This is a genomic window from Acinetobacter sp. SFB (assembly GCF_001647545.1).
Classification (GTDB): domain Bacteria; phylum Pseudomonadota; class Gammaproteobacteria; order Pseudomonadales; family Moraxellaceae; genus Acinetobacter.
Map to the genome: position 1 here is coordinate 359,371 of NZ_LSZH01000013.1, position 13,314 is coordinate 372,684.

The 13,314-nt window shown below is 36.9% G+C and carries 10 protein-coding genes and 1 pseudogene; 3 read left to right on the top strand and 8 right to left on the bottom strand.

Going from position 1 to position 13,314, the window contains the following annotated elements; translation table 11 throughout:
* Nucleotides 1-52: 52 nt before the first annotated feature.
* The gene (locus tag AY606_RS11140) at nucleotides 53-1,768 is read left to right on the top strand and encodes a proline--tRNA ligase (RefSeq protein ID WP_067868350.1); all 1,716 of its coding nucleotides are present in this window, start codon (nucleotides 53-55) and stop codon (nucleotides 1,766-1,768) included.
* 50 nt (nucleotides 1,769-1,818) lie between these two features.
* On the opposite strand, the gene AY606_RS11145 is transcribed toward AY606_RS11140, so the two are convergent.
* From AY606_RS11145 to AY606_RS11170, 6 genes are all read right to left on the bottom strand, one after another.
* Nucleotides 1,819-3,207 carry a hypothetical protein gene (locus AY606_RS11145; RefSeq protein WP_067868354.1) on the bottom strand — a complete coding sequence of 463 codons (1,389 nt, stop codon included), beginning with the start codon at nucleotides 3,205-3,207 and terminating at the stop codon, nucleotides 1,819-1,821.
* 24 nt (nucleotides 3,208-3,231) lie between these two features.
* Nucleotides 3,232-5,493, bottom strand: a complete 2,262-nt coding sequence (locus tag AY606_RS11150) for a DUF6160 family protein (RefSeq protein WP_067868356.1) — start codon at nucleotides 5,491-5,493, stop codon at nucleotides 3,232-3,234.
* A gap of 32 nt (nucleotides 5,494-5,525) precedes the next feature.
* Nucleotides 5,526-6,179 carry a hypothetical protein gene (locus tag AY606_RS11155; protein WP_067868359.1) on the bottom strand — a complete coding sequence of 218 codons (654 nt, stop codon included), beginning with the start codon at nucleotides 6,177-6,179 and terminating at the stop codon, nucleotides 5,526-5,528.
* Between the two features lie 7 nt (nucleotides 6,180-6,186).
* Nucleotides 6,187-7,656 (bottom strand): hypothetical protein, encoded by a 1,470-nt coding sequence (locus AY606_RS11160; protein ID WP_067868361.1) that lies wholly within the window; start codon nucleotides 7,654-7,656, stop codon nucleotides 6,187-6,189.
* Nucleotides 7,657-7,901: 245 nt separating this feature from the next.
* Entirely contained in the window at nucleotides 7,902-8,471 is a 570-nt protein-coding gene (gene dcd / locus AY606_RS11165) for a dCTP deaminase (RefSeq protein ID WP_053578516.1), read from the bottom strand.
* A 127-nt stretch (nucleotides 8,472-8,598) separates the two neighbouring features.
* Complete coding sequence (locus AY606_RS11170) at nucleotides 8,599-9,192, bottom strand: LysE family translocator (RefSeq protein WP_067868364.1); 594 nt, start codon at nucleotides 9,190-9,192, stop codon at nucleotides 8,599-8,601.
* Between the two features lie 279 nt (nucleotides 9,193-9,471).
* On the opposite strand from AY606_RS11170, the gene AY606_RS11175 reads away from it, so the two are divergent.
* Nucleotides 9,472-10,014 (top strand): DUF2062 domain-containing protein, encoded by a 543-nt coding sequence (locus AY606_RS11175; protein WP_067868367.1) that lies wholly within the window; start codon nucleotides 9,472-9,474, stop codon nucleotides 10,012-10,014.
* A gap of 184 nt (nucleotides 10,015-10,198) precedes the next feature.
* Here the strand turns inward: AY606_RS11175 and apbC are convergent, their stop codons facing one another.
* Together apbC and AY606_RS11185 are read right to left on the bottom strand one after the other, a co-directional pair.
* Nucleotides 10,199-11,479, bottom strand: coding sequence for an iron-sulfur cluster carrier protein ApbC (gene apbC, locus AY606_RS11180; protein ID WP_067868372.1), 1,281 nt, complete (start codon nucleotides 11,477-11,479; stop codon nucleotides 10,199-10,201).
* 790 nt (nucleotides 11,480-12,269) lie between these two features.
* Nucleotides 12,270-12,734 carry a hypothetical protein gene (locus tag AY606_RS11185; protein ID WP_067868374.1) on the bottom strand — a complete coding sequence of 155 codons (465 nt, stop codon included), beginning with the start codon at nucleotides 12,732-12,734 and terminating at the stop codon, nucleotides 12,270-12,272.
* A gap of 359 nt (nucleotides 12,735-13,093) precedes the next feature.
* Here AY606_RS11185 and AY606_RS16630 point away from each other — a divergent pair.
* Nucleotides 13,094-13,228: pseudogene (locus AY606_RS16630) on the top strand (hypothetical protein); the annotation flags it as partial.
* Nucleotides 13,229-13,314 lie beyond the last annotated feature (86 nt).

The following is a 13,314-nucleotide window of genomic DNA, read 5'->3' on the forward strand; positions in this document are numbered from 1 at the left end:
TTTTTTATTGTATAATCTTGGCTTTCAAGGCTTAATTTTTAGGACAGCTTCCATGCGCGCGAGTCGCTTTTTATTTGCTACGTTAAGAGAAACCCCGAACGATGCTGAAGTCATTTCACATCAGCTGATGTTACGTGCGGGTATGATTCGTAAATTGGCTTCGGGTTTATACACTTGGTTGCCGATGGGTGTACGTGTGCTAAATAAAGTGGAAGCGATTATTCATGAAGAAATGAATCGTGCCGGCTCACTTGAAGTATTGATGCCTGTAACTCAACCTTCAAGCCTGTGGGAAGAATCAGGTCGCTTTGTGCAATATGGTCCTGAACTGCTACGTTTTAAAGATCGTCATAATAATGATTTTGTGCTTGGACCTACCCATGAAGAAGTAATTACCGATCTTGCGCGTAACGAACTGAAAAGTTACAAGCAACTTCCAGCAAACTTCTATCAAGTACAAACCAAATTCCGTGATGAAATTCGCCCACGTTTTGGGGTGATGCGTTCACGTGAATTCATCATGAAAGATGCTTACTCTTTCCATATCGATCAAGACTCGCTACAACAGACTTACGACACCATGTACGATGCATATTGCCGTATCTTTACTCGTTTAGGATTAAATTTCCGTCCTGTTCAAGCAGATACCGGTTCAATCGGTGGTTCAGGCTCACATGAATTCCACGTATTAGCTTCAAGTGGTGAAGACGATATCGCTTTCTCCACTGAATCAGATTATGCAGCCAACGTTGAAATGGCTGAAGCCGTGCTTGTCGGTGAACGTGCTGCACCTACACAAGAATTAACATTGGTGGATACCCCAAATCAAAAAACCATTGCTGATGTTTCAGCATTCTTGAACACGGATACCAAAGCTTCTGTTAAAGCCTTATTGGTTCAAGGTGTAGCGCAAGAAGATGGTTCAGTACCTGTGGTGGCTTTGTTCCTACGCGGTGATCATGAACTCAATGAAATTAAAGCTGAAAAGCATGCTGCAATTGCTGCACCTTTAACTTTTGCAACAGAAGAACAAATTACTGCACTCGGTTTAACTACAGGTTTCATTGGACCACAAGGTTTAGTTGAAAAAGGCTTAACCGTGATTGTGGATCGTGCAGCATCGGTATTATCTGATTTTGTTGCGGGTGCAAATGAAGCAGACAAACACGTAACTGGCGTCAACTGGGAACGTGATGCGCAGTTTACTGAAATCTACGACCTGCGTAACGTGGTTGAAGGCGATGTTTCACCAGATGGCAAAGGTATGCTACAAATTAAACGTGGTATTGAAGTCGGTCACATTTTCCAATTGGGTACAAAATACTCTGAAGCTTTAGGCTGTAAAGTGTTGGGCAAAGACGGTAAACCGACGGTTGTAACGATGGGTTGTTATGGTATTGGTGTAACTCGTGTAGTTGCTTCTGCCATTGAACAAAACTTTGATGATAAAGGTATTATTTGGCCTTTATCCATTGCACCATTTGAAGTTGCAATTGTGCCAATGAACGCACACAAATCACCACGTACCCTTGAGGCTGCTGAAACCCTTTATGCAGAGCTTCAAGCTGCCGGTTATGACGTGATTTTGGATGACCGTGATGAACGTCCAGGGGTAAAATTCTCCGACCTTGAACTTAATGGTATTCCACACCGTATCGTCATTGGTGAAAAAGGTTTGGATGCGGGCACTTTTGAATATAAAGGCCGTCGTGATGCTGAATCTGTGAATATTTCTAAAGAAGAATTATTAGCGAAAATCGCGAAATAATTTTGATTTAAGGTAAAAAATCCCGCTAAGTGCGGGATTTTTAATTATTATTAACAGAATGTTAAAGAACCAAAACAGTTCCGATATGCGGGAGCCAAAGTTGTAATATTCCCTGCCTTAGCATTACCATTTTGTACTATGTTTGACATCAAAGTGGTTAAAGAATCATTAATATTCAATGTAAATGCGTCTTGAAGATACATTGACCACCCCTTACCTACAGCTTCTGTATAACCGGGATATTTAATCCCTTCTTGTAAAGAGGTTAAGGCTATGCCAAAGAGGTTAGAATTGATGTCTAATTGATGAACATTGTTTAAATTATAAGGAAGTACATAAGCATTTAATAAGTCTGTTAATTTCGAACTATAGTTTGCATCCGATTCTAAGAGCCCTTGAGTTGGAAGAGGTTGATCAAGACCAAGCAAAGCTTGCTGCTTCATATAAATTTGAATTCCTGTTTTTAATACAGGCATCAATGAATTCGCCAATTGAGGTCCAGTGAGGACATCACAGCCGCTTCCAATAATTGGGGTCGCACAGATTTGATTAATCGTTAAGCCATTAACAACATCATCCACTGTTTTACCCAATGATAAATTCGAAATACCAACCTGGGTTAATCGAGTACCATTAGCTTTTACATTTGCACTCGAGGACGCTGCCTTGGTATCAATGGTCATATCTTGGTATCTAACTTTAACAAGTCCTAATATATTTAAAATTTCCTCATCCTTTACGCCTAAATATCCAGTAGCGACTGTTCCATTTGATGGCATTCCATACGGAATCCCAGAATATTTTGCAGCTCCTGATGTACAACCTGCAGTTCCACCTTGGCATGCCACCCCAATATTGGTTTGTGCAGAAATATTTAGGTTAGTTAACCCTGTTAAGTAACCACTATAAGAAGTTAGATTACCGATACTCATAGGACCTACTGCTTTATCAGCCCCTAAGCGAATGCCCACTACCTGACGTGTAGATGCGTTATTTCCACCTTTGATAGCAAACTGAAAAAACGGGTTGGTTAATACAAAATCTTTTAAACCGGCTTGGTTATTAACTGTATTATTTGGATCTGCACCCGTAGGTTGTCCTGGAGTAGCTGGTAAAGTAATACAAGTTCCCGAGGCATTGGTGACACAACCAAAAGATAAGTTTGACATATCAATATCACATTTACCTGCACCATTTCCCCCACCACAGCCCAACTGTAGTGATTTAATATTGGCATTTAAAGAGAGTTCTGCCTGAAAACCTAGTTTAAAAAAATCTAACTGTTGGCTTGAATCAGTCTCTTTAATAAGTGTTAATAAAGACTGCCCCGTCACATCCGCAAGTGACTCATCATCTAGACTTGTCATCGCATAAGACATGGTGGTAATTCCAAAACTTAAGGCTAAAGCCGCAAGGCCTGAAAATATTATTTTTTTCATCTTCTTTACCTTTATTTATTTGTATTAACGCGGTGTTATCCCTAGCGTACTGCGCATAGTCCCACCTGTAATCGCAATATCTGCTATTTTTTGCATTGTGCCTGCTGAATGAGATAGTGCCAATTCCGCTTTTAATACTTTATTAATGACTGATGGATTGACTGTATTTTCATAATTAAACTTCATTTGATTGTCCATCACCACAGCATCACTTTTTACTTTTATACGAGACTCAAGACCAATACGTCCTTGCAATTTGTTTAAATTGACACTAGATGCCGTTACTGTTCCTGTAGTTGTGTTCGTATCTTCATTAATCATACTGAAGTAACTACCATTTCCACCGGTTACTGTTGGCAAGTTAAATTCAAAATTTGCTTTTAACGATAAGAAATTCGTATCTGAAGTACCAGTTGAACTTTCTAACCCCGGAATAATTAACAGTTCACCTTTGCCATCTAGCTTAAATGCAATAGAAGCCAACACATCATCTTTTTTAGCAAAATTATCTATGGGTACAATTTTTTTAGTAGTACAAGTTGGGGTTTCAACTGGGCAGTTATATAAAGATCCAGGAAGCTGTCCAATCGCAATTTCCGCTTTCGCCGCAAATAATAAATTGTCTGCTTTGAGATAAATTCCATCATCTTCAAAGCCAATCACCCCATCCGACTTCATGTATGAATCAATATTTCTCAGGCCTGCATAATAATTTACTGGTTCATTAAATGAACCAGTTCCACCATCAACTATAATAATAGAGGTTGTTGCAGGCTCACCCGTTTTTTGATCGATACCATAACCATCGGTCGAAAAAACCAAGTTATAGCCCAAGCCATTGCTGTCAGTGGTTGCAGCTCCCCGTCTATAACTCTTTGCAAATAATGCCAAGTTTGCATTCAAATTATAAATTGGAATACCAATACCCCAACTGGCAGTTTGGTTGCTAATTTTCTCAATTGAGTTATCTGAAATAAAACGTGCTGTACGGGCAATAGATTGAAAATCAAAACCACGCACAGCAATTAATGCCGCATTTTGCTTTGTACTCGCTGGATTAATCGCATAGGTAATTTGGTTTGAATCTGTCGGGTTTTTACCTAAGACTTTCTCAATAGTATCGTTATAAATAAAATTTAAATTATTGGTACTGACAGTATTAATATAAATATCACCAAAATCAATATAGGCATTTTGGCTATTTAACGCATTTACATCTGTATTTGAAGTACGAATTTTTAATGGTGCAAGATCAGAAAATTCAATGGCATTACTACCATGTCCAGTATGACCAATTTCTAAAGTTGTAGGTTTATGCTTCGTACCCAGTAAAGCATTACCTGTCCGCGTAAATTCCGCAGACATACCAAAATGCAAACCGCCAACCCCTAAAGCTTGGTAATCGGTTGTATTTGCACTGAGCGTACTATTGAGGGCGCGATGAAAGTTTTGATAACCACTTTGGTCAGAATTGATGAAAATTTTACCATTGGTAACAGCACCTGAAGCACCCATCCGAATCAGGTTATTCTGTGTAGTTGCAGTACCATAACGTAAATCAATATTCACCCCAGGATTGGTAGGTGCATCTATTGCCGTTCGTGTTGAACTGACATCACTATTATCTTTTACGCGCTCTAAATCAACCAGATTGTCTGAACCATCTGTGGCTTTAGTCGTTAAGACAATCCCTTCGTTACGGTCAATGTACATATAACCATCAGCTGAAAAATTAAAGTTAAAATCTTTCAATGTCAGATTATGGTTGTTTAACCCATAACCAATACTGGCATTTTGCAAATTAAAATCAATATGAGCTTTCGCATCACGATTAAATAATCCATTTGTTGTTTCGATATTCATAACAAAGGGTGTTGTAGTTGCAATATTTAAAGAACCTAAACTTTGCTGTTTATTGGTGCTACAAGTGTCACAAATCAACATGATGTTTTGTACAGTCGCCTGAAAAGGTGAGATGCTGGCTTGTATTTTTACACCTACACCATTTGCTATTGTTCCAACATCAAAATCCAATTGGCTCTTAATATTGGTCTGGCCATTACCCATGACTTGTACGCCATAAAGGCCAAGTTTCATATTACCTTGGTCTGTATAATCAATCCAACTGGCTTGAGTAATCAACGCTTTCGACATTTCATGAGTAATTGAAATTCCATCTTGCCCTGTTACACTACTTAGCGATTGATCATTTAACTCTTGAATTGCATAACCATGTTGTGCAATAAGCACACAAGCAGTCAGTATATTTAATTTTATTATTTTCATTCTAATGTCCCTATTCTAAGACCCTTAGTTGACTAGCAACGACTGGTTGAAGTCCCTGCACAATTATAACTAAAGATTTTAAGGTCGCCCGACATATGCAAGTTACCATGTATATTCAATCCCATGAATCCTTTTTCGGATCCTTTATCAAAGGAACCAGCTTCTGCTCCATAGACTGCTGAATTTAAGTAACCTTCTGCACCGCTTTCCACAGACAACCCTGCAAAACCCAAATTCCTAATTTTTAAAGGCGCAATATCATAAAAACTCAGTTGCATTGCCGTTTGTGGATTTCCATCTTTATTGGTAATCGTCGAACCGTCCAATGAAAAACGATCAATTTGCAATGTCCCTTGAATTTTCTTAAACACCAACCATTTTTGGTTACCACTTTCCATATGGTTATTCGGTGAAATAGCAACATGACATAAAATATCATTGGTACATTGATATACATAGTTCACATCTGCGCTAGTTAACTGCGTCATTGTTTTACTTTTATTAGAAATGTCTTGTAACAACATATCATTGGCATATTTATGGTTCAGCGACAATGTCCAACTTAAATCAGCTCCACCCTGTCCAGTTACATCGGTCAACTCTGTACTGTTTAAACCTACAAGATCCGCATGAACCAAACTCGAAAAGGCAATGAGGGCAGGATAAAAAAATAATTTCATAAACATTCCACTCCTACAGTCCCGTTGTCTTAAATTTCAAATGTTGAATTAACACACCATCAATAGCGGCCGAACCCAAATTCACAGGAGTAGCATTTGACCCAGGACCTCTAAATACCACACCCGTTGTGGTTGCCGTCTTGTTGGCATTTAATAAATTATTCGTTGCATCGTAACTAACTCCACCGATAGCAATACTGCTATGGGTAGCGTTATTCCCTTGATAATTAACTGTTGATCCGTTTGCTAAAACTTGGCTTGTGTTATAACCACAAACATACACGTTACAAGTAGAACCTTTGTAATCACTATTAGCCCCTACAGAGGAATAGGCTTTTGAATAATCAGTATAAATTTTATTATAAACATCGGGAACCTTTGGAATTGCTGTCACTTCCAATACAATGTTGCTTCCTTCTGAACCTACTATAAATGGTTGGTACATATTACCCAGTACTAAATTGATATTTGGACTATAAAGGTATAAACCTTCATTATTATCAAACACTGGGGCTAAGCGACCGGCAATCAATGCAGGTGTCGCACTATCACCATCATCAGTAGTGGCTGTACTGATGCGTAATACATTCGCATCAAGGGCAGTTTTATTTGCAGTTGTATTATCAAAAACCAAGCTTGTAGGATTTGAATTGGTATTCAGCCTTAAGATAGCCGCCATTCCTAAAGTCTGGTTATATTGTGCAATTCCTGAAGGTAAAGTTTGGAATAAACGAACCTGCGAGCCATTAATACTTAAACCATTTGCTACAACCTGTAAGCGTATACGCTGACTTTTGCTTAACTCTGTGTCATCAACACCTGTTGAGTCTGTAGACTTAGCTATTGGTGCACCTGTAACAGGATTAATTTCATTATTCGATGCCCACTTTCGGGAAAATGCATCCAACCAGAAGCCTAGTTTGATCTTGTCTTCCATACTGTCGGCTGCGACTTTAGCTAATGGTGATTCAAGCGCAACATAGCTTATCGTGCCTTTATTACCTAGACTAAATTGTGGTACATCTGCTTGAGAACCTGCTCGAAGCAACCATGGGTTAGCCGTGCTTCCCCAGTTAAAGCCAATATTACTAAAACGAGCATTGGCATCATCATTACTTTTAGACAGTGCCAGACCATAAATAAATACATCTGCTTTAGTCCGCTTGTTAGTTAAGTCCGCTGCAGTGGTACCCGTATAGTTCTCACCTACTGGAATAATACGAATAAAACCAGTGTCGTATTTCGATTTATCTGCTACAGCAATAGTTGTATTGTTATAACTTGAGGCGGTCGAAATATCATTGGGTCTCTGAAAGACCATCTTAAAGTTTTCAGGTAATAATGCGATGCCCTCACCTGTCGTTTCAGCAAGGTGTTCATCTGATAAAGATTCAAGCGCATTAACTGACGGACTAAGTAAAACTGCGATTAAACTCGCCAAACAAGATTTTTTAAATCTTGTATTATTCCAACTCTGAGTCATCACGACCTTCCTTTTATCAGATGCTCCGCATCATTATTTTTTAAGTCATCCTGAGCTTGGTATGTCGAATTTTTATTTATTTGTCATTACAACAATGCTCGTACCAAGCTTGTAGAACTTTTTATTATGCTGAATATTTACTCAATTGCAAAAAAAACTGGGCAAATGAACTTAGTTTCCGATGAATGAATCCCACAAAAAATAAGCGGACCAAAATGATCCGCTTATTCAATTATTTATACTGTTTATGCTTTTGGCAAAGTCACACCCGTTTGACCTTGATATTTACCACCGCGGTCTTTATATGAAGTTTCACATACTTCATCTGATTCAAAGAACAGCATTTGAGCTACACCTTCCCCCGCATAAATACGAGCAGGCAAGTTGGTTGTATTTGAAAATTCCAAAGTTACATGACCTTCCCACTCGGGTTCAAGCGGAGTCACATTCACAATGATACCGCAACGTGCGTAAGTCGATTTACCTAAACATATAGTCAAAACATTACGTGGAATACGGAAATATTCAACTGTGCGTGCCAAGGCAAATGAATTTGGCGGAATAATACATACATCCGATTCAATATCGATAAAGCTTTTATCATCAAAGTTTTTGGGATCGACAATTACTGAATGGACATTGGTAAATACTTTAAATTCACGCGCGCAACGAACATCATAACCATAGCTTGAAACGCCATAAGAAATGAGCTTTTCACCGGCTTCATCATATCGTACTTGGTTTTCTGCATACGGTTCAATCATGCCGTGATTTTCGCTCATTTCACGAATCCAACGATCAGACTTAATTGCCATTATTTCTATACCCAAAAATTAGTTAAATCAATTATTGCGCTGTACTTTAACTGAAATTGGCGGCAATGGAAATGATGATCAGGCGATGATGTCATTTTTTACCAAATGCAATTTTCATCGTCTCATTTTAAAGACTTAAAAGAGCAGAATAACCCAATGGAATAGAAAAACTGACCAAAACCAAAGAAGCGGTTTTTTGTAAGTTAGATTGATTCAGCCAACGCACTTTATTAGTGGCCAAGATAGATCCAATAAAAGTCCAAAACAAAGCGATTGGCACAATTAAAATGAGAAACATACCAATATGAAGCAAATAATTATTCAGTGTTAACCACGCTGAACTGGGAAAAATAGCAGAAGCAAAGAGTAATGCTTTAGGGTTCAATAAGGTTGCACAAAATAATTCACCTGCACGAATGGTCGGCAAATTATAACTGGCTTCGATATCTGCCGTTTTCCAGAGTTTAATCGCGAGAAAAATAATATACAGCGCGCTTAATAACTTCAAAAATATCGGGAGAATAGGAAATTGACTTGAAACTGTCCCTATAATGATTCCCCAAACGGTAATTGAAATTAAATAACCGATTGATTCTGCGGGGATAAGCCGTAATGATTGGCGTACACCTACCTGTATTCCAGAAGATGCAAGTAATGTATTTGTTGGGCCAGGAGTCAATAAAATAGTGACCACTAAACCGATGAACAGCCATGAAATCATATGCGACCTCTCTATAGAGAGCGCGAAGAGTAAATCAGTTTATTGTACTTAGCAAATATGGAATTTTATATCTTTTCTAAAGCCTTTAGAGTGGAAAAATAAATATATATATTTCAATTATTTAATAAATTAAATAACATATAACTTGATAGTCATTTGTTAGAAAAAATTTCAATAAGCCTATTTCTTCAGCCTTAATCAACACATTCGCTTATACTTGAACTGTCACTTAGTGATCAATTCAGGCACAATGTATCATCCCTTGAGTACTCTACTTTTATGGCAAAAAAATTCTTTCAATCATGGCTTCCCTCTCCTCATAAAGTGGCAGAGATGAAACTGATGAAGATTTTTGGTCAACGCACCTTAAATCCTTTGCTGTGGTATGTGAACAGAAAGTCTATTTCAAAAGCCATTTTTATTGGTACTTTTTGGGGCATGTTACCTTTGCCTTTTCATAGTATTTTAATTGTACTGACAGTTTTACTTTTTGAAGTCAACTTACCCGTGAGCTTATGTCTCGCTTGGCTGACAAATCCCTTTACGCTTGTTCCCATCTTATATATTGGCTTTTGGCTCGGCACGAAGGTATTCCAAGTAAATATGATTGATCAAGATATGATACTGGGTGTTCTACATCAGATCAGTCATTGGATCACTCATTTTGGTAAAGGACATATCGACCCCAGTTTGGCGAAAATTTTATTATCCGGTTTAGTATTAGAAGCTTTAATTTTTGCCGTTATCTTCTTTGTGATCACCCGACTATTTTGGCGATGGAGTATTATTCAACATTATAAACGTCGTCGATCTACCCAATAAAAATGAATGATTGATCAGAAATTCTATTTCCATATTCAAAAAGCAGATGATTATAAAATAATTTTATTATATCTTTTTGAGATTAGCTTCTTGATTCAAGCAGGTGCATATAATCAAAATAATATGGCATAAAAAAGTCCAACTTTTGTTGGACTTTAGCTGAATATTTAACTGTATTTAAGATTTAGAAAATTCTGTTTTGCGGCTTTTCTACTTTTGGTAATTGCTCTGCAATTTTTTCAGCAATCGCCATATAGCTTTCAGCAGCATCATCACCTACTAGCACAGAAGGTTTGCCTGCATCGGCATTTTCTCGAATTTTAACATTTAAAGGCAAACGTCCCAATAAAGGAATATTGTATTGTTCAGATAACTTATCGCCGCCGCCCGCACCAAAAATCTGCTCTTCATGCCCACAGTTCGAACAAATATGTGTCGACATATTTTCTACAACACCCATAATAGGAATTTGAACTTTATTAAATAGTTCAATTCCTTTGATTGCATCCATTAATGCCACATTTTGCGGAGTAGTAACAATAACAGCACCAGTTACTGGAATACGCTGTGCAAGCGTCAATTGAATATCCCCTGTCCCTGGTGGCATATCAATCATCAATACATCTAAGTCGGGCCACAAAGTCTGGTTAAACAATTGCATCAATGCCCCCGTTGCTTTCGGACCACGCCAAGCCACAGGTGTATTGTTATCTCCAGTTAAATGCCCAATAGATAGAACAGCCATACCATAAGCATCAATGGGAACAAAATTTTCCGCTTCAATCATCGGGGTACGCCCAGCATTACCCAACATGGTCGGAATACTTGGACCATAGATATCAGCATCTAAAACACCGACTTTTAAACCTAATTTTTGCAATGCCAATGCAAGGTTTACAGTAGTAGTCGATTTACCGACACCCCCTTTACCCGATGAAACCAAGATCACATTTTTAATACGTGGATGTTTAGGTACATCTCTTTGTTGCGGTGCCGGTTTTTGAATGGGGGGATTGTTTGGATCTTCCTCGGCTTTTATTTCGGCTTGAACCGATTTGCCTGAAGCATCCACTACAGGCGGAAGTTTGTGAGCTGGAGAAGTTGCATTTTCACTTGGAATTTTACTAGAGCAACTATGACCTTGTTTTCCATGATCATGATTAGAACAGCTTTCATCTTGTGCATGTTTTTGCTGAATCACATGCATATTGAGTTCTTGAATACCGCATTTTTCCAGAGCATCAGCTAAATCATCATGGATTTTTTGTAAATGATCCGCTTCCTCAGGATAAATATTAAGGGTGATTTGCAATACTCGCCCTTCAACATTCACTTGGGTAATTCGGTCTTTCAGTGCATTGTTGGAATTTGGCAATATATAGTCTTGTAGCACATTCTGGATTTCTTCCTCCTTCACCTCTTGCGATGGTGAGAAAACAGATTTAAGCGAAGAAAGCCACGACATAAGTTTACTCCAAGTATATACATACAGCTGAATATCATAGTTTAGCTTTAAATTAGGCGAAGGTTAAGTAAAGTTCCACCTTGATTTATGAATGTTGTTAAAAATCCTATCTAATCAGTAGGTTTAGTGCTTAAACCTTTATTTTAAAATTAATATTACGTTTTTTATTTCAGCTATAAATATATATTTATTAAATCATTGAACAGGATGAGCTGAATCACATAGATTCGAAAATAGTTTAAAAAATCACCTAGGAGTTCACATATATCAATAACGCTTATTTTAGTCACAATTATTATGCAGATACATCTTTATTTTATTCTTCATCTTAGATGCATAGTATTAATTTTATTTTACGAGATGTAATATCTTACTTAAAGCCTAACTACGTTCATTGTATTGACTGTTATATTCATTAATATCCAGAAAATACGACGTCTTCTATTCACTCTGCTAAGGGACAATTAATCAACTTAGGCAATAACTTTATAAATATATAAAACCTTTTCAATTATCCATTCATTCATTCAATTATTAAACATAAACTGAGAAGATAAAAAAATTATTTAGTATTGGATTATAAATACGAAATAAAAAAAATGAGGCGTAACATCTCATAATGGTAAACGATCGTTTGAAGTTGTGAAGAAAATTAAATGGCTGAATAAGGATTAAGGGATTAAAAACAAAATAACGCGATAACTTTTTTTAAATTTTTATTTTTACTTCTAATCATTCCAGCTAAATTAGAAATCATTTAGCTGAAATATTGAATTAATACTTAACTCAATTAACCTTGGTCATCTTTTTTAAATTGGTTGAGCGTGTCGGTTGCTGTTTTTTTTAATTCATCAAATTTAGTGCTTGCCTGAACTTTAAGCTCATCAAATTTAACTGCAGCCTCTTGCTTCAATTCTGTAGCTTTTAATTTTGCTTCCTCAAATTTATGACTAGCTTCTGCTTTCAAATGTTCTAATTTATCCTGTACCTTATTTTCTGTCTCTGAAGTTTCATTTTTTACATCATTCACTTTTTCATCAAATGAAACTTTGCCTTCAGTATATTTAGCATCAGTTTCCTTATGTAAATTATGAAGTGCCTTTTCACTTTCAAGCTTAATTTCAGCAGCTTTATGTTTTAAAATATCCACTGTTTCCTCCCCTTTCAGATGTGCTTCTTTTGCTTTGAGCTTTAGGTCTTCACTTAAATCGGTTACTTTGTTTTTTAAGTCGTCAAATTTATTTTCATTTGTCATGATTTTTTCCTTTATATATATTTAATATTTAGCTTACTTATTAGTTATACACGGACTTTGCTATAAATAGAATCCAATACTGCATTTTGAAACAAAGGATGTACAGAATGTAGCGAAGTTATATAAGACATTAAATTAATAGGATTAATAAAATTTAGTGATGCTTGAATAGCAAAGACTAACAATGTGTGAAATAGCTAAAGAACTATAAGATTATAAAAAATTCACATGAATTTACTCTGCAGAATTAGATTATTTAGTCCAGTAAATTAAATAAAAATTTAAGAGTATCTATAAAATTAACAGGCTTTAAGGGAAATGGTAAATGTGCTATTAAAGGTTATTGGTACTCTTAAACTGTAACCTACCTATTATCATTAATACCGTATGAAGACCTAAGCCTGGATCAGATCCTGGAGAAACCATTCTACCATCCTACCTTGGAAGAAGGCTTGAGAACGGCCTTTAAACATGCCCGACGGCAGCTCGACTAAAAATCCGGAATGCTTATTCTTGTTTTATTTTTTAGCTCCCAGGGGAACTGTCTTTTTTAATTTCCTTTTTCCAGGCATAAAAAAAA

Excerpts from the sequence above, each read along its gene's own strand:
- AY606_RS11140 (WP_067868350.1), top strand. The coding sequence starts at position 53 with ATGCGCGCGAGTCGCTTTTTATTTGCTACGTTAAGAGAAACCCCGAAC.
- AY606_RS11145 (WP_067868354.1), bottom strand. The coding sequence starts at position 3,207 with ATGAAAAAAATAATATTTTCAGGCCTTGCGGCTTTAGCCTTAAGTTTT.
- AY606_RS11150 (WP_067868356.1), bottom strand. The coding sequence starts at position 5,493 with ATGAAAATAATAAAATTAAATATACTGACTGCTTGTGTGCTTATTGCA.
- AY606_RS11155 (WP_067868359.1), bottom strand. The coding sequence starts at position 6,179 with ATGTTTATGAAATTATTTTTTTATCCTGCCCTCATTGCCTTTTCGAGT.
- AY606_RS11160 (WP_067868361.1), bottom strand. The coding sequence starts at position 7,656 with ATGACTCAGAGTTGGAATAATACAAGATTTAAAAAATCTTGTTTGGCG.
- dcd (WP_053578516.1), bottom strand. The coding sequence starts at position 8,471 with ATGGCAATTAAGTCTGATCGTTGGATTCGTGAAATGAGCGAAAATCAC.
- AY606_RS11170 (WP_067868364.1), bottom strand. The coding sequence starts at position 9,192 with ATGATTTCATGGCTGTTCATCGGTTTAGTGGTCACTATTTTATTGACT.
- AY606_RS11175 (WP_067868367.1), top strand. The coding sequence starts at position 9,472 with ATGGCAAAAAAATTCTTTCAATCATGGCTTCCCTCTCCTCATAAAGTG.
- apbC (WP_067868372.1), bottom strand. The coding sequence starts at position 11,479 with ATGTCGTGGCTTTCTTCGCTTAAATCTGTTTTCTCACCATCGCAAGAG.
- AY606_RS11185 (WP_067868374.1), bottom strand. The coding sequence starts at position 12,734 with ATGACAAATGAAAATAAATTTGACGACTTAAAAAACAAAGTAACCGAT.